The sequence below is a fragment of the Nodularia sp. UHCC 0506 genome (assembly GCF_034931045.1).
Lineage (GTDB): Bacteria > Cyanobacteriota > Cyanobacteriia > Cyanobacteriales > Nostocaceae > Nodularia.
The window spans coordinates 1-17010 of the sequence record NZ_JAYGHH010000053.1 but is presented as its reverse complement, the minus strand read 5'-3'; the positions used below and the strand labels follow the sequence as shown (position 1 = coordinate 17010).

Below are 17010 nucleotides of genomic sequence, written 5' to 3'. Positions count from 1 at the left end.
CGAGATATTCTCAATTACTTTCATTCAGACTGGAAGCTGAGTGTTTTAACTATTGCTGCATCGAGCGTTTATGAAATTATTGATTTGGTTGTTCCTTATGGAATTGGGCAGATTTTAAATGTTTTGTCTAATCAACCCTTGGATAAACCATTGCAAAGTGCGATCGCCAGTATTTCCCAACTTATCAATTACCCAGTTAATCAAACTTTATCATTAGGTGTGTTACTGGGTTTAATTTTTTTAGTCACCGTTGTTAAAGCCCCCACACAGCCTTGGCTTACCGTTTGGTTTCACTGGGATATACCTTTAAGGGCGCGTAGAGATCAAACCCAAGCCGCCATAGCCAAAATTCTCACTCTCCCACTAGAATTTTATGATGAAAATAACCCCGGACGCATTTCTGGAAGAGTAGCCAGAGGACTGGCTAACCATACCTGGTCATATCCTGAAATTGCCGGACAATTAATTCCTAAACTATTCCGGGTGCTGGGAATTTTCGTATTTATCTTATTGATTGAATGGCGAATTGCGATTTTATATCTAATTTCTTTTGTATTTATCCTCGCCTTTAGTTTAAAGACTTTACGCCGAATCATTGAGCATGAAAGTCGCCTTGATAAATATATGGAAAGTACCGAAAGCCGGACTTCAGAATTAATTACTAATATCAAAACAGTCAAAGCATTTGCTACAGAATCTCAGGAATTAAAACGACAAAAGCAACGTTTAGATCGGGAATTAACAGTTGTTGATTATCGGATTCATCAAGGTTATGTCAGACTGGTAACTTGGCAAAAGGCTGTCATTCAGTTTTGTGTGTTTATCATCTTGGGTTTAACCTTAGCTGCAACCGTAGCAGGGAGAATTACTCTTGGTCACTTTGTCATGACTTTGACCCTTTCTAGCATGGCTTATGCCGAATTGGAACCGATTAGCACATTGGCAGAAGTTTTCGCCCGTCGCTATTCTTCCATGTTACGATTTCACGAATTCTTGCAAGCACCAATGGCTTCTGATTTAGTTGGTCTTTTAGAGGAGAGAAATCAAGCTGAATCACCTTATAAATTCACGGGAAAAATTGAGTTATCACACATTAGTTTTGGATATGATGACAGCCGACAAGTTTTGCAAGATATCAATTTATTGATTGAACCATATCAAACAGTGGCATTAGTGGGGCGTTCTGGTTCTGGTAAGTCCACTTTAGTGAAACTGCTACTCCGGTATTTTGAACCCCAAGAAGGTGAAATTTCTATTGATGGTCAAAATATTCGCACTTTGGATGTAGGTAAGTATAGACGTAGGCTGGCGATCGTTCACCAAGAAGTGGACGTTTTCAACGGGACAATTTTGGATAACCTCACTTACGGTAAACCAAACGCGACTCTGGAACAGGTCAAGGTAGCCTGTAGGATTGCCAGAGTTGATGAAGTGATGGAACACCTTCCCCAAGGTTATTACACCGTTGTGGGGGAACGTGGTGTCAGGCTATCTGGAGGACAAAGACAACGTTTAGGAATTGCCAGGGCGTTGCTAGTGGAACCAGATGTACTGATTTTTGATGAGGCTACCTCTAGTTTAGATTACGAGTCTGAGCGGGCTATTCAATTAGCCATGCGCTCAATTCAGGGAACTTGCACCACAATTGTGATTGCCCACCGTCTGAGTACAGTCCGAGAAGCCGATAAAATCGTGGTTCTAGATCAAGGAAAGATTGCCGAAGTGGGTAGCCATGATGAGCTATTGCGTCATGAGGGCATTTACCGCCGCTTGCACTCTTTGCAAGAAACTGGAGAATTGCTGAGTTAGTGGTCAAAGAAGAAAAAAGGGGGTTCTGAAATCTTTTTGAGAAAACCCTTGCAATTCCTAAAACTTAGTGCTAACGTTAGTAATCGTGAGACAAATGGGTCGGTGTCCGAGTGGTTAATGGAGACGGACTGTAAATCCGTTGGCTAGCGCCTACGCTGGTTCAAATCCAGCCCGGCCCACCACTTTTAAAGTCATGAGCTATAATAGCTAAGTGATTGGTATATTCACAGCTTTATAGCTCGTAACTCAAGTTTCTAGTTTTTGCCCGTGTGGCTCAGTGGTAGAGCACACCCTTGGTAAGGGTGAGGTCACGAGTTCAATCCTCGTCACGGGCTTATTTAGATATAATTTTAGAATTGTATTTACCAGCAGAGTAATTAGTTTTGTTGTGTCTATTTTTTTTGCAAATTCATGATTAAACTTAGGATTTTGTAAACGTATCATCAATACGTCTACAAAATAATGAAGTCATAACTAAATATTCAAAAGTTTTTTGTGGGTCTTCTGGTTTTGCAGGACTATGTGCTAAAGGATTACGAACACCTGTCATAAATCCTTTTAACATTTCCATAAACCCTTGCTGCTCACTTTTCAATGTGTCGGTAGATAAATCACTAAATGCCAGAATCGGGTTGTTAGGAGAAAAAATTTCAGTAATTAAATGTGTACCATCTTTTTTTACTCCTGTCTTATCTCGTATATACTGATTAATTGCTTTACTAGCAGCTTCTACTGATTCAGAATAATGTGTATCTAAAAATAATTTTACAGATGAATTTTGAATTACAGGATGCAAAAAATTGAGATAATTTTCCATGGAATCACCTAAATCTCGATAGTTATTATGCAAAAATGGGAGAACTTCTTCTAATGGAATAGTTTTTAAATAACCAATAATTTGATTCAATTTAGAAACTACTAAATGAAAATCTTGCTTAGGAAAATTATAAGAATAATCAAAAGTCGAAATAATTCTCTCCAATGATATTAAAATTTTTGAACCTTCATCTAAATATCCCAAGTCTTCATCTAAATATCCCAAGTAAGGTTTTAAAATGCCAAATTCTTGCAATAATATTTTGGACTGTTTTTTCAATTGTACAGTATTAATTGGACTAAAACCTCTAATCATTAAACTCATACTATTCTTATCTTTATAAAAACTAAACCAATCTTGATAAAAATTCTCTATTAATGTTTCAAAAAAAATAATTTTATCGAGAACCTCTTTAACTTTCATGCTCGCAAATTTTAAAGCTATAGATAGATATTACACCAATAGAAAACACTACATCAATTTCTGTCTGAAATTAGACAGAAGCCACGGATAAGAATACACTCATTATTTATGTAAAAAATAAGCACATATACTATGCCCACTTTTTCTAAAAATTGTGGTAAGCATACGCATTAAAAAATATAAGACTTCAAGAAAGCTTGGTAAGCTCACTATAAAAATACAGCTTAAAGATTTGTGTTCATTTGAAACGGGTGCGGCAGGGATCGAACCTGCGACCAACGGATTAGAAATCCGTGGCTCTATCCACTGAGCTACGCACCCAAACTGATAGTCTGGCTCTCGAAAGAGTCATTTAACCAATTATATCGTTATCTCTTACCAATAAGCAAGCAAAAATTGCATATTTTTCACTAGCAAGGCTATGATCTGAATCACTAGTTATATAATTTACAGTAAAAACGCAGCAAATGGGCTATTGATTAGCTATATTGTGTTGTCAATAGGCTATTTGTGTGTTGATGTAAATGCCCTCTGGGCGGCTTACGCTAGGTTAGCTTCTGGCGATCTCGAAGCTCAACCCAATGGCACACTAGGTAATCGCACTTTTGGTGATGTTACCAAATCAGGACGATCAGATCGCATTATCCATAAAGCCCCTGTGAGGAGTTATTTGCTAGTGCCATGTTTATTCTCAAAAGGCAGGATGTTGAAATATCGAGTATTCAGCACCCAAAACGGGATCAGCAAGTGCCGATCCTCAATTATCAGGGGCAAACCTTTCGCTTAATTAGTGTCTTCAAAGCTAGCCAAGAAGAAGAAGCTAGAACCTTATGGAGAGAATTAACTGATAATCGTGGTAAAGCCTGTGTCTTACTAGAAGAACCGGATCGCTTTAGCGTTTGGGGCAAAATTCGCTTAGATCAAATAGGTAACGACACTGGTAGCCATAGCAAGAACATAATTTATGTTCAAGGGTGTCTTTTGCTGCTGCAAGCCGTTTATCTGGATATTGAGGAACTATTAGGCACTCGGCAAGCAACTCTTTTTGAGAAAGAGATTGCTGAATTGTTGCAAAAACAGCAATTTCCGGGAACAACTTCCTTAGAATCGGTTAAACATTTGGTAACAACAAATGCCCTAGATTTAGCCAAACTTCCTCTCTGGCCAGAAAATCATCTGATTATTTTATTGCAAGAACTGCATAAACTCGGAAAAACATATTTTGGTAATGCTAACTTTGCCCATCAAGTCACTGATACATTACAAGATATGCCAGAAGAAGAGCGATCGCTGTTTATGAGTTGGCTAAATCAATCATCACTGAGTAAACTGTGGCAATAATATCGCAAGTTTGGGAAAAAATGCCGCTACTAGCAGTTATTCTTGTGATCAACTGGTGTATCACTAGATCAGTAGGCCGCTCCCATAGGTCATGAACAACAAAATCTACAGAGTGCATTTACTTAGTCAATTGCCATGAGTAGCTCTTACAACAAATCCTACCGTTTTCAACCTCTCTTCTCTAATCGGAACATAATTTTGGCTGGCATCGGCTGGGCTGTGCTGGCACTGTTATACTTTTTATTATTTAGTGCCAAAATCCCAGACGAAAATGGTATAGAAAGTCGTGCAGATTGGTATGTGATTGGTACAAATATTTTTGAAGCTTTGGCTTACTTGGGTGCAGGTGTTTTATGCTTGAGGAATTGGCGTAGCCCACAAATTGTCAGTAGTCGGAATATTTGGCTCGCAATTGCTATTGGTATGTTTTCTTATTTCCTGGGAGGGATAATTTTCGGTTACACAGAAATCATCTTAAACGAAGAACCGGATGTCTCTATTGGCGATATCTTTTTTGTACTCACTTATATTTCCCTTGGCATAGGCATGATTTTAGCTGTAGCTTCCAGAAGAATCAATTTAGAAAAATGGCAACTGCTGATTGTGACGGCAATTGCTGTATTTGGTAGTCTGTTAGCATGGTGGATCTCTACCAAACAGGAAGCATCCCCAGAACCTCTAGTTGCGTTTTTGACTAGGTTTTATGTAGTTAGCGATGTAATTTTGTTAATTATTGCTACCACTTTGTTACTAGCCTTTTGGGGGGGAAGAGTTTCCCAATCGTGGAGAATGATTGCAGCGGCCGCGTTTTCGCTCTACATTGCAGATATGTGGTTTAACTATGCTCAAGGGCCAAACTATCAAAGTGGGGAGATACTAGAAGTGTTTTGGGTATTTAGTGGAGTTTTATTTGGTATGGGCGCTGTCCTAGAACATGACGCATCATTGAGCCGAACTCGGCGGGAGCGTGGGCGCAAACGAGCTTAGAAAATTTGGTGTCTACCGTGAGAAAATTAACAGATCCTGACAAACAAGAAATTCTGAAGTTATATCGAGAAACTGCCGAAACAACCTCAACTTTGGCAGAACGCTATGGTGTGAGTAATTCGACAATTAGTCGCCTGCTCAAAAGCACCTTACCAGAAGATGAATACGAATATCTCGTTTCTCTCAAACGTGCTGCCAGAACTCCTGAAGGCAGAGCGCAGGTAAGTTACGAGCAGTTGCCTTTATTAAGTCAACCAGAAAAAGAGCCAGAGCAAGAACTGCCAAGCCAGGAAAAAGTAACTCCTCGCTTGAAGTTACCAGAGATTTTGCCGCAGAAACCCGTTGTAGAAGAACGTTATCCCAAGGAAGAAGAAGAGGAGGAGGAGGATTTCGCTCCTTCTATCAGAAGAGTCCGACGGCGTTCTTCAGCAGAAGAAAAACCAAAACTACGCGCAGCAAAGCGATTAGAAATAGTTGAACCTAAGCCGACGGAGATTAGCGGTATTCCGGCTCCAATTTTAAAGGACGAACATCCTGAAGCCAGTGTCCTCGCCCAAATATTGGGAGAAGATTTGCTAGACGAGCCAGAAGATTTGTCAGATTTAGAGGATGATTTAGACGACGATTACGAGGACGATTACGAGGACGAGGAAGAAGACTTAGAGGATTCAACACCTTTAGTTACAAAACGAAGGCTAAGTGAAGCACCAGTTCAAGTCTTGCCACTGTCGGCCGCACAGTTGCCTAAAAGTTGCTATTTGGTAATCGATAGATCCTCGGAGTTAATTACCCGACCTCTTAAGGATTTTGGTGATTTGGGACAAATTCCTAACCTAGAAACCCTGCAAAAAACTTTGCCAGTGTTTGATAACCATCGAGTTGCCAAGCGCTTCTCTACCAAGCGCGATCGCGTGATTAAAGTTCCCGACAGTAAAGTGTTGCATAAGGCTAGTACTCATTTGCAAGCCAAAGGCATTACACGACTGTTAATTGATGGTCAGGTGTACTCTCTGTCTATGGTGTAAAAGTTATGGAGATACCTGCTGATTATGGTGTAGTACTGGTGACAACTGCCAACAAGCAGGAAGCAGAAACAATTGCAAATGCTCTTGTGGAGGCTCAACTAGCTGCTTGTGTAAGTTTGTTGCCGATCCATTCAATTTACGCTTGGCAAGGAGAAATATACAAAGAGTATGAGTGGCAGTTGCTAATTAAAACTGATTTGGCGCTATTTTCCACTTTGGAAGCCAAAATTAGAGAACTCCACTCTTACGAAGTCTCAGAAATCATAGCTTTACCGATTGTTGCGGGTTCGCAAGCTTACTTGCAATGGATTTCTGAACAGGTTAAACATTAGGATTTGTGTCATTTTCCGGTAAATTACACATAAATCCCTAATCACCCCTCTTTCGCCCCTCCTCGCTTGCACTGGGGGGGTTGGGGGTGAGGTTCTTGTAGGAGAACTCCACAAAAAAGTTGATCCAAATTTCTGTAACTAAAATGCCTTTTCTCCCCCTGCTCCCCGCTCCCTGCCCCCCTGCCCTCAAAACGACGGGATATTTTTTGATTTGGAAGTCTCTAGTTAAATCCCCATTCCCAAATTAACTCAATTCTACTGAAGGCGCACAGAAACACTACCACCATGAGCCGGTAAACCTTCTGCTGCTGCTAGAGTTACGGCACTTTGACCGATGGTTTGCAACGCTTGTTGATTACATTCTAAATAGGTAATGCGCTTGAGAAAATCGTAGACACTCAAGCCAGAAGCAAAACGGGCAGAACGGGCGGTTGGTAGAACATGATTTGGTCCCCCTAAATAATCGCCAATGGCTTCTGGGGTATAACGTCCGAGAAATATACTACCAGCAGATTTAATTTGACTAGCAAGTTCCTGGGGATGATCTACGCATAATTCTACGTGTTCGGGGGCTAACTTATTTAGTAGGGGGATACTATCAGCTAAATCTTCCACCAGAATCACCGCACCATGCTGTTTCCAACTAGCACTAGCTACTGCCTTTGTGGGCAGAGTTATGAGAATTTGTTCAATGGCTGCGATAACTTGCTTAACAAAAGATTCTGAATCAGTAATTAAAATAGATTGGGCGCTGGGGTCATGTTCGGCTTGCGAAAGTAAATCCCAGGCTATCCATTCTGGGTTATTTTTGCTATCTGCTACCACCAAAATTTCCGAAGGCCCGGCTACGCTGTCAATACCCACAATGCCAAATACCTGCCGTTTGGCTTCTGCAACATAGGCGTTACCAGGGCCAACAATTTTATCTACAGGGTTCAGGCTTTCTGTACCATAAGCTAAAGCGGCGATCGCTTGCGCCCCTCCAATACTATAAATTTCCTTCACCCCGGCGATTTGGGCGGCTGCAAGTACCGCCGGATTAATTTCACCGCGAGGCATGGGTACTGCCATGACAATTCTTTCCACACCGGCAATTTTTGCAGGTAAAGCGTTCATTAGTACAGAACTCGGATAACTGGCGCGTCCTCCAGGCACATAAATTCCCACTTGGGAGAGAGAAACCCAATTTAATCCCAGTTTCACCCCGACGGTATCGGTATAGCCAATATCTTGGGGCAATTGCTTTTGATGAAAAAACCCAATTCTTTCCGCAGCTAATTCCAGCGCCCCCTTGACATCTGGTGGACATTGTGCTGCGTGTTCAGCAATAAAATCAGCGCTGAGATGCAAAGATGGGGGACTGTAATGATCAAATTTGGTAGTATATTCCTTAACTGCGGCATCACCGCGCACTTTTACATCAGCAAGAATATCTTTAACTGTACCACTAACATCAACCGTTGCTTCCCGGCGATCGCTCACCAGTGCCTTGAATCTAACGGAAAAATCTTGGTCGGTTGTTTTAAGTAGCTGCATAGACTATATCTTTGAAGTAGTGCGGGTTTTGCCGTAATTATCTTAATAATAATTGAGTTTCAACGGTTGATTTCATTTATGCCGTCTTCCTAACTAATCTGCAAAACTTGCACCTCTGCTGCTGGAGAAATCAGTGTTTGACCCACTGGCAGAACAGCTAAGGCATTAGTTTGAGCTAAATTAATTAAATTACCCGAACTGTGACTACCGCCAGCCTTGTGAAATTCGTAAATTCCATCAACTAACTGTAAACTACCCCAAAGGTAAGTTTCTCGCTGGCCATTGGATTTTAACTCGTGATGCGATCGCACCTGCAAAAATACTGGTTCCCAACCACCAGCCAACCCTGAAAGCTTCTTAATAGCCGGTTGCACAAATCGCCAGAAAGTCACCAAAGCGGAAACGGGATTGCCTGGTAAACCAAAGTAAATCGAGGAATAGGAGCCGGGAAAGGTGGCAACGGTGAGGGGTTTGCCGGGACTGATGGCTACAGAACGAATATGAATTTCCGCGCCCAGAGATTCCAGAATTTGATCAATATAGTCATAATCCCCTACAGATACACCACCAGAAGATAAAACTAGATCAGCATGAGCTATAGCATAGGCGATCGCTTCTCTCAAAGCATCTGGATTATCCTGAACAATCCCCAATAATAACGGTTCTGCCCCCGCTTCCCTGACTAATGCAGCTAAAGCATATTGATTAGAATCGACAATTTGACCAGGTTGGAGAGGTTGATCAGGCGTTACCAACTCGTCACCGCTAGAAAAAATTGCTACACAAGGACGACGATAAACACTTAACTTTGCACATTGCGCCGCCGCTAAAACTGCAATTTCAGGCGGATGTAATTTAATTCCTCTAGGTAATAGTTGTTTTTCAGCTTGATAAAATGCCCCTTTGTGTCTGACAAATTCTTGTGGTTGGGGTGCAGTTAAAATAAATACACGGTTATTTTTTCGGCGTGTTTTTTCCTGCATCACCACAGTATCCGCCCCGGTTGGCATCACTGCACCGGTAAAAATTCGTGCTGCTTGCCCTGGTTGGACTGTAGACTGGGGTTGATATCCTGCGGGAATTTCTTCAATAATTTCTAAACTAGTTGGCTGTGCTTCCCTAGAGTGCTGGACATCTTCGTAACGAACTGCATAGCCATCCATTGCGGAATTATCCCAGTGGGGAAAATCTAATTTACTGGTGACAGAAGTGGATAAAATACGATGGTCTGCTGCCAATAAATCTATAATTTCTATATCCCGTTGCTGATCTAACGGTTGGACTAAATTTAAAATAATTGCTTCGGCATCGCTGACTGATAGCATGGTCAACGACTCTGACTTTTCAGGAAAGCATATCATAATGGCAGTATGAGTGATGACACCCAACTAGAGAATGAAGCACAAGAGGAATTTGACCCAATAACCGATACTAGAGATTGGTCAGCAGTAGCCACAGAATTAGCTTGTTTCGCCCTAGCTAGAAGCAAAGGTAAGGGATTGGTGAAAATCATCAATACCAAAAAACTAATCATGCCATTTATTTGTATTTTTGAGGACTACCTTGGATGATACCTGTAGCTACCCAAATCCCAATTATGAGAATTATTCCTATACTAACTGCTATAGGCGATCGCTCCTGGCAACATTTCCAAGAACTGGAAGCAGATTTTGTCTCTCAGTATCAATTGGAAGTGTGGCAAGAAGTTTTTAACTTCCGTGTTTTACCAGCACTTGATCAGGATTCTCGTCGCTGGTTACTGGTGCAATGGTGTGGAGAAGGAATTAATTCGGTGCAAAATGTGGCTTAATTAACGACATGAATCAAGCGATCGCCTCAATCCTGACTTTAAGATAAACAATAGGAGCCATAATTATTTTCCCAGCTAAATGAAAACACCTATTTTTTATGACTATAGAACGAGTCCCCGAAACACATTATCCCAAGGCTGATATTGGGCGGCGAGGAATGGCATTAGGGCTAGATTTCCTGGGAGTCTGGTTAATCAGTTCTATATTGGGAGGCAATCAAATCGGTATCCAGTGGTTGCAAATTCTCGTTTTTCTGTTCTGTTGGGTGATTTTTCGCATACTGGTAGTTTACAACAATCAAGGGCAGAGCTTAGGAAGTTGGGCTTTTGACCTGAAAATTCTCGAAGTGATAAATGGCGAAATCACAGGCAGAATTCCCACATTGCGATCGCTGCTGAAACGAGAAGCTATAATTGGATTTGGTGCGCTTTTGGTATCAATTGCCCTGGGCAACATCAGAGCTAACCCCACTGCTATACTGCTATTAATTCCCCTAGCCATTGATTGTGGTGCGGCTTTATCTGACAAACAGATGCAGCAAGCCCTACACGACCGCTATGGTGGTACTTTCATAGTTTCATCGCGCCGGGGCTATTCGCTAGATATCAAGATTCAGCGATTAGTTGCAAAAATGCGCCGAAGTGTGAGAAGATAGTAATTTGTGTTAATTCTCTTCAGGCTTGAGTGTTTGTAAGATTATGGCTAAGAGTAAAGGTGCGCGCATAATAATGACACTCGAATGTACAGAGTGTCGGACTAACCCAGATAAAAGGTCTGCTGGTGTTTCCAGATATACCAGCACTAAGAACCGTCGCAACACGACCAACCGTGTAGAACTGAAAAAGTTCTGTACACATTGCAACAAACATACTGTTCACAAGGAAATTAAGTAAAGATGAGCTACTATCGTCGTCGCCTGTCTCCCATTAAGCCAGGAGATCCCATCGATTACAAAGATGTTGATTTGCTGCGTAAGTTTATTACCGAACGGGGCAAAATATTACCACGTCGGATTACTGGACTTACCTGTAAGCAACAGCGAGATTTGACATTAGCAATTAAACGGGCGCGGATTGTGGCATTATTGCCATTTGTTAATGCGGAAGCTTAAGAAAAATTCATGAGTTATGAGTGATGAGTTAAGAATCAAAACTCCTAACTCTGAACTTAAAACTATTTAAAATGTTCACCAAATAATTGCGAGAGTTGTGGATAAGGGTACGCTAGTTGAATTTAGGGTTCAAGGCGATCGCCGTCTGGGTATAGTAGACCGCCCGGACGGTAAAACCCGTTGGTTTGTGATAGATGAACGTGGTCAATCTCACAGCCTCGCGCCTAGACAAATTAGTTATACAGTTAACGGACAAACCTATAAACCCAACGAAATTGGCAGTTTTCAAGGGCAGGTTCAACCTTATATAGATCCCTCTAGTTTGGAAGTAGCTTGGGAATTACTAGTTGAGGATGGAGAAACAGTCACACCCGCCCAAATGGCCAATCTGCTGTTTTCAGAATCAGAAGCTGCTGCTTGTTATGCCGCCCATTGCTTGTTATCAGAAGACAAACTGTATTTCAAGCAAAAAGGAGAAGCCTATGAACCACGCACTGCCGCACAGGTAGCAGAACTCAAACACCAGACAGAAGTCAAGGCATTAAAAGCCAAGGGACAGGAAGAATTTTTGGCTCGTGTAGAGCAAGCCCTCCAAGGCGAAGCAGTGGAATGGCAACGCCACGACCGCCAGCGATTAGAAGCACTGGAAAAATACGCCGCACTACTGGCTGATGTTGTGCGGATGGGAGTAAATTATGATACTCTTGCCCGTGCCTATCCGCCGCCAGCCCCAGTGTTAGAAACCATGAATATGCTGGGTCGTCCGGCAACTCCTCCAGGAGCCTTTCAGTTATTAATAGACTTAGGTTGGTGGGATGCCCATGAAAACTTGTTTGTGCGTCGTTCGTCAATTCCGGTTCAGTTTCCTAGCAAGGTATTAGAAGTGGCGCAACAGCGTTTGGATTTCCCACCCATCGACTTAGATGCAAATCGCCTAGATTTGTCTCATTTAAAGGTCTATACAATTGATGATGAAAGCACCACAGAGATAGACGATGGATTAAGTTGGGAATTACTTCCAGATGGACGAGAACGGTTATGGGTGCATATTGCTGATCCTACCCGGTGGTTAGTCCCAGAAGATGAATTAGACCTAGAAGCCAGAAAACGGGGCAGTACAGTTTATTTACCAACGGGCATGGTTCCCATGTTCCCGGAATTATTAGCAACTGGCCCCATGAGTTTGGTACAGGGAAGAGTGTCTTGCGCCTTAAGTTTTAGCGTGGTTTTAGATGAAACCGGGGGTGTAGAAGATTACACCATTCATCCCAGCCTGATCAAGCCGACTTATCGTCTCACCTACGAAGATGTAGATGAGATGCTGGAACTAGGTGTAGAAGCAGAACCAGAAATTGAAGCGATCGCTAACTGGGCAAAGCGGCGGAAATCTTGGCGGTATAATCAAGGAGCCATCAGTATCAATATGCCAGAGGCAACGATCAAAGTTAAAAACGACGAGATCGATATTGATATTTTAGATGATTCTTCATCACGGCAATTGGTAGCCGAAATGATGATTATGGCGGGTGAAGTAGCAGCCCGTTATGGTCAAGCTCACAATATACCTCTGCCCTTTCGTGGTCAACCCCAACCAGAATTACCCCCAGAGGAAGAATTGCTCTTACTCCCAGCCGGATTCGTTCGCTCTTGCGCCATGCGTCGTTGTATGCCCAAGAGTGAAATGAGCATCACCCCTCTACGTCATGCTGGTTTAGGTTTAAATACTTACACTCAAGCAACTTCCCCTATTCGCCGTTACAGTGACTTACTGACTCACTTCCAGTTAAAAGCCCACTTACGGGGTGAGAGTTTGCCCTTTACAGCCGACCAACTCCGAGAAGTGATGATGACAGTCACCTCTACCACCCAAGAAGTGACAATGGTAGAACGGCAAACTAATAGATATTGGGCTTTAGAATATTTGCGTCGTCATCCCGACCAAGTTTGGGACGTGACAGTTTTAATGTGGTTACGAGAAGACAGCAACTTGGCACTAATTTTGTTAGAAGATTTGGGCTTACAGTTGCCGATGTTCTTCAAACGTTCCGTGGGATTAGGAGAACAGGTTTTAGTCAAAGTTAGTCACGCTGACCCGCAAAAAGATATGATTCAGTTTCAGGAAATAATTTATCAAGAAAGCCATCAAGCAACGAATTAGCTGTCAGGAATAATGGGGAGAATGTATGGCTAAAGTCTTCATCTTTAACTGTTGAATGTTAATTATTACACCGCCATGAGCCAGTAATTCCGTGAATTTTGATGTTGATAAAATACTGAAAGTGGCTAAAAAGGAGAAGTAAGCGGGATATTGTACACGTTTTGTATATGCTGGAGGTTGTTTGTCTAAATTCAACACCGTATTTGATTTAATCTGTTACAACGCCAGCAAAGGTGTAAAGTCGGCAGTATGATAAAGGGATAAACACTATAAATTTACGTCACTATATATACGAGTATTGGCTAGGGAACCTTTACTATAAAGTAATTCGCAGCCTTATTTTGATATACAGACATTTTTGAACCGAATTAATTTTCGCAGAGAAACATAATATCTTAGTGCTAGAATAGCAGATTTTGTCTTTTATTAGTACAATTGTTCTATGCCGAATGAGGTAGACACAGTAACCAACAGTAGTTCTAAAGTATGGCTCGCGGTGAAATTATCAGAAAACTCTTCAGAAGCTTTTCTCGCAACGAGAGAGAAGAGTTTTTGGCTGCGGCTAACGAACTGATTGAAGAAGAAAGAAATAAAAATCACATCCTGCTGGCTAGAGATTTGGAAAAGCTGCTTGATAATGGGAATGGATACACTAAACCCCTAGCCGCTAACCTATCTCCCTGGAATCAGTTTCCTGAACCACCTAAAGATAAAGACACTGGACTAGCTTTACTAGATGTCAAGCGATTTGACTTAACATGGGATCACATTGTCCTCAGTGAAAAAATATTTGATATCCTGCAAGAAATTGTTCTTGAAAACCGTAAGCAAGACATCCTTGCAGCCTATAACCTCAAACCCAAAAACAAACTGCTTTTTTGTGGACCACCTGGTTGTGGTAAAACTCAAACCGCAAAAGTCCTCTCTAGTGTCTTGAGTCTACCCCTTGTTTACGTGAATCTGACAGCCGTATTTTCTTCTTACTTAGGTGAAACTGCAACGAATCTCCAGAAAATTTTTACCTACATTGAAAAAGGCGAATGGCTAGTTTTATTTGATGAGTTTGATGCGATCGCACGTGATCGAGATAACTTAAATGAACATGGTGAAGTTAAACGCCTAGTAAATAGCTTATTACAACTCATTGATAATGCAACTAATCAAAGTATATTCGTTGCCGCTACTAATCACGAAAAATTATTAGACAGTGCAGTTTGGCGACGATTTGATGAGGTGATTTTCTTTGATAACCCAACTATTGAACTACGCACGGCTCTTTTAAGCCGTTATCTATCTGGTATCCGTTATACTGGTGTTGATCTATCTACTTTTGCGGCTCGGCTTGAGAATGCTACTGGAGCAGATATAGAACGTATCTGTTCTGATGCAATTAAAGCTGTAATTCTACGGGGTGAACGTACCTTGACTACTGATGATTTTGAGGTTGCTATAGGGCGTTTTTTAGAAAGGCAAAGTATAATAGCAAACTCACAATAATCATCTACGTCTAATCCTAATGGTAAGTCAGTTTGAACACCTTAAATTGCCGAGAATCATAAACATAGAATTACCTCGAAGACAGAGACCTGGCTTTGGTGGTGGAAAACGCGCTAATCCCGTTGAACATGGTAAGTCTTTATTAAATCAACTGTCTGGACTGACTGAGCCGAAAAAACAAAAGAGTAACCCTTTCCGTCTTGACCCCAAATTAATTTTTAAGATAAAAACTCATCAAAAACTTTCAGACGATCTAGTTAATCAGACAGGATTAGATATCCTAGCATTTGAACCTGATAAAGCCATAGTTGTCTTCTCGTCTGATCTGGAGTTAACAGAATTTAGGAGACGTTTAGAAAATTACAGTCAAATTATAGAAGGTAACAAATATGAATATTTAGGGGCAATTGATGAGCTAGTCCCCCTCGAACGTGAAGATCGCATTGGTCGTCTATTAGAGCTAAACCCTGTACAAACAGATGAACTTGCAGCTTTAGATTTAGAGTTATGGCACACAGGCGATCGCACAAAGATGAAAGCATCTTTAGAACATATTGCCGAAAAGCTAAAAGACTTTTCCAGCGATAATGCTCCTATAAGAATGAGTGATAGCTACGTTGGTGATTATCTGTGCATAGCTAGAATTAAAGTCACTCACGAAGTTTTAGAGTTTTTACTGGAACTGGAAACTGTCAAAGAAATTGATCGCCCTCCCCAACCTGCATTTGAGAGAACTGCCGATTATAATTTACCAATTTCTAGTTTTCCCGAAGTTATTTCTCCACCTGAAAAGAATTGCGGCATTCTTGTTATTGACTCAGGTGTACAGAGTGGTCATCCATTAATTGCACCAGTGCTGGGGGAAGCTGATGTATTTCCAGATCCAGGACAGCAATTAATAAAAGGTGGTGCAGAAGATGTAGATGGACATGGTACAAGTGTTGCTGGTATTGCTATTTATGGAGATGTTGAAAATTGCATTAAAAAACTTTCTTTTGATCCAACAGTGTGGTTATTTTCTGCTCGTGTAACAGATGAAAATTGTCAGTATTATGAGGATCTTCTCTTAGAAACTCAGCTTGATCGAGCAATTAAGGCTTTTGTGGATAATTACCCTAATTGTAAAGTTATCAATATCTCTCTGGGTGATTACGAAAAATTTTATATAGATGGAATGAAGCAGTTTCGATTAGCAGCAAAGATAGATGAAATTGCTTATCAATACCAAAACAAAAACATTCTTTTTGTGATTTCAGCAGGAAATTCTTATCATGAGGAGTTAGAGTATGAAAAATTACGAACTGACTACCCAAATTATTTATTGAATAAGAATGCTCGAATTATTGATCCAGCAACTTCTGCGATCGCACTAACTGTAGGTTCTTTATCTTATGGTCGAGGTAGTATTACAGAACCTGCTGATGTGCGTCGTCAGGCGATCGCAAAATTACGAGGATACCCTTCTCCCTTTACCAGAACTGGTTTTGGAGTAGATGGAATTATTAAGCCTGACGTTGTAGATTTTGGTGGAGATTTAGCATTAGACCTTAGTTATCGAGAAGGTTTAGATTTGCCTAAAGTTAGTCAATTAGGAGATAATGTCGCTGGGGTTTCTGTTGTTACTTTCTCCAAAAATTTCCAAAGTTCTTTATTTCACATCTGTAGTGGTACAAGTTTTGCAGCACCTCGTGTAGCTAACATTGCTGCTCAACTCTTCACAAAATATCCAAATGCTAGTTCTAATCTAATTCGGGCTTTAATAGTTAACACTGCGGTACTTCCCAAAGAAATTCCAGATGAATTTCAATTAAATAGTAAACAATCTCAAGGTGAAAAGACAAAACAAATTGAAAAGCAATTAGCAATCTATGGATATGGACAGACTGATTTAGAACGTGCAATGTATTCTGCTGAAAACTATGTTGTTCTGTCAGAAGATAATATTGTTATTCCAGTGGGAAAGTTTCATATTTATGAAATTCCCCAACTACCAGAGGAATTTTTTGATGTAAGAGGTACTCGCACATTATCAGTTACCTTGGCGTTTGATCCTCCAACTCGTCCAACTCGTGGAGACTCATATTTAGGTGTAACAATGGAATTTAATATTTTTAAAGGTATAAATAAGCAAAGTGTCATCAATGCTTATGTAGATGCCCTTAA

General features: G+C 41.0%; 16 protein-coding genes and 3 tRNA genes. 15 read left to right on the top strand and 4 right to left on the bottom strand.

The window, feature by feature from the left end; all coding sequences use genetic code 11:
* The 3 genes from VB654_RS21465 to VB654_RS21455 form a co-directional block, all read left to right on the top strand.
* On the top strand, nucleotides 1–1809 hold a 1809-nt coding region (locus VB654_RS21465), incomplete at its 5' end, for an ABC transporter ATP-binding protein (RefSeq protein WP_323215830.1).
* 96 nt (nucleotides 1810–1905) lie between these two features.
* Nucleotides 1906–1991 (top strand) — tRNA-Tyr (locus VB654_RS21460).
* A gap of 81 nt (nucleotides 1992–2072) precedes the next feature.
* Nucleotides 2073–2144, top strand: a tRNA-Thr gene (locus tag VB654_RS21455).
* A gap of 86 nt (nucleotides 2145–2230) precedes the next feature.
* On the opposite strand, the gene VB654_RS21450 is transcribed toward VB654_RS21455, so the two are convergent.
* Both VB654_RS21450 and VB654_RS21445 read right to left on the bottom strand, forming a co-directional pair.
* On the bottom strand, nucleotides 2231–3049 hold the full coding sequence (locus VB654_RS21450) for a TIGR02391 family protein (protein ID WP_323215829.1): 819 nt from the start codon (nucleotides 3047–3049) through the stop codon (nucleotides 2231–2233).
* A 248-nt stretch (nucleotides 3050–3297) separates the two neighbouring features.
* Nucleotides 3298–3370 (bottom strand) — tRNA-Arg (locus tag VB654_RS21445).
* Between the two features lie 360 nt (nucleotides 3371–3730).
* Here VB654_RS21445 and VB654_RS21440 point away from each other — a divergent pair.
* The 4 genes from VB654_RS21440 to cutA all read left to right on the top strand — a co-directional run bounded on the left by VB654_RS21440 (nucleotide 3731) and on the right by cutA (nucleotide 6734).
* Nucleotides 3731–4390: an Npun_F0813 family protein gene (locus VB654_RS21440; protein ID WP_323215828.1), complete on the top strand. Its 660-nt coding sequence runs from the start codon at nucleotides 3731–3733 to the stop codon at nucleotides 4388–4390.
* A 135-nt stretch (nucleotides 4391–4525) separates the two neighbouring features.
* Nucleotides 4526–5377 (top strand): hypothetical protein, encoded by an 852-nt coding sequence (locus VB654_RS21435; protein WP_323215827.1) that lies wholly within the window; start codon nucleotides 4526–4528, stop codon nucleotides 5375–5377.
* A gap of 17 nt (nucleotides 5378–5394) precedes the next feature.
* A complete protein-coding gene (locus VB654_RS21430) occupies nucleotides 5395–6402 on the top strand; it encodes a transposase (RefSeq protein WP_323215826.1) in 1008 nt (335 codons plus the stop codon).
* A gap of 5 nt (nucleotides 6403–6407) precedes the next feature.
* Nucleotides 6408–6734 carry a divalent-cation tolerance protein CutA gene (gene cutA, locus VB654_RS21425; RefSeq protein ID WP_323215825.1) on the top strand — a complete coding sequence of 109 codons (327 nt, stop codon included), beginning with the start codon at nucleotides 6408–6410 and terminating at the stop codon, nucleotides 6732–6734.
* A 255-nt stretch (nucleotides 6735–6989) separates the two neighbouring features.
* Here the strand turns inward: cutA and hisD are convergent, their stop codons facing one another.
* Nucleotides 6990–8270 (bottom strand): histidinol dehydrogenase, encoded by a 1281-nt coding sequence (gene hisD / locus VB654_RS21420; protein WP_323215824.1) that lies wholly within the window; start codon nucleotides 8268–8270, stop codon nucleotides 6990–6992.
* 89 nt (nucleotides 8271–8359) lie between these two features.
* Complete coding sequence (gene glp, locus VB654_RS21415) at nucleotides 8360–9595, bottom strand: gephyrin-like molybdotransferase Glp (RefSeq protein ID WP_323215823.1); 1236 nt, start codon at nucleotides 9593–9595, stop codon at nucleotides 8360–8362.
* 45 nt (nucleotides 9596–9640) lie between these two features.
* On the opposite strand from glp, the gene VB654_RS21410 reads away from it, so the two are divergent.
* From VB654_RS21410 to VB654_RS21375, 8 genes are all read left to right on the top strand, one after another.
* Complete coding sequence (locus tag VB654_RS21410) at nucleotides 9641–9841, top strand: hypothetical protein (protein WP_323215822.1); 201 nt, start codon at nucleotides 9641–9643, stop codon at nucleotides 9839–9841.
* 26 nt (nucleotides 9842–9867) lie between these two features.
* Nucleotides 9868–10080, top strand: a complete 213-nt coding sequence (locus VB654_RS21405; RefSeq protein WP_323215821.1) for a hypothetical protein — start codon at nucleotides 9868–9870, stop codon at nucleotides 10078–10080.
* Nucleotides 10081–10178: 98 nt separating this feature from the next.
* Complete coding sequence (locus VB654_RS21400) at nucleotides 10179–10736, top strand: RDD family protein (RefSeq protein WP_323215820.1); 558 nt, start codon at nucleotides 10179–10181, stop codon at nucleotides 10734–10736.
* A gap of 43 nt (nucleotides 10737–10779) precedes the next feature.
* Nucleotides 10780–10974, top strand: coding sequence for a 50S ribosomal protein L33 (rpmG, locus tag VB654_RS21395; RefSeq protein WP_323215819.1), 195 nt, complete (start codon nucleotides 10780–10782; stop codon nucleotides 10972–10974).
* Nucleotides 10975–10976: 2 nt separating this feature from the next.
* Nucleotides 10977–11192, top strand: a complete 216-nt coding sequence (gene rpsR / locus VB654_RS21390; protein WP_089092213.1) for a 30S ribosomal protein S18 — start codon at nucleotides 10977–10979, stop codon at nucleotides 11190–11192.
* A gap of 97 nt (nucleotides 11193–11289) precedes the next feature.
* Nucleotides 11290–13350 (top strand): ribonuclease R family protein, encoded by a 2061-nt coding sequence (locus VB654_RS21385; RefSeq protein ID WP_323215818.1) that lies wholly within the window; start codon nucleotides 11290–11292, stop codon nucleotides 13348–13350.
* 486 nt (nucleotides 13351–13836) lie between these two features.
* The gene (locus VB654_RS21380) at nucleotides 13837–14847 is read left to right on the top strand and encodes an AAA family ATPase (protein WP_323215817.1); all 1011 of its coding nucleotides are present in this window, start codon (nucleotides 13837–13839) and stop codon (nucleotides 14845–14847) included.
* A 46-nt stretch (nucleotides 14848–14893) separates the two neighbouring features.
* Nucleotides 14894–17010 (top strand): S8 family peptidase (locus VB654_RS21375; RefSeq protein WP_323215816.1); only part of this gene is annotated, 2117 nt, incomplete at its 3' end.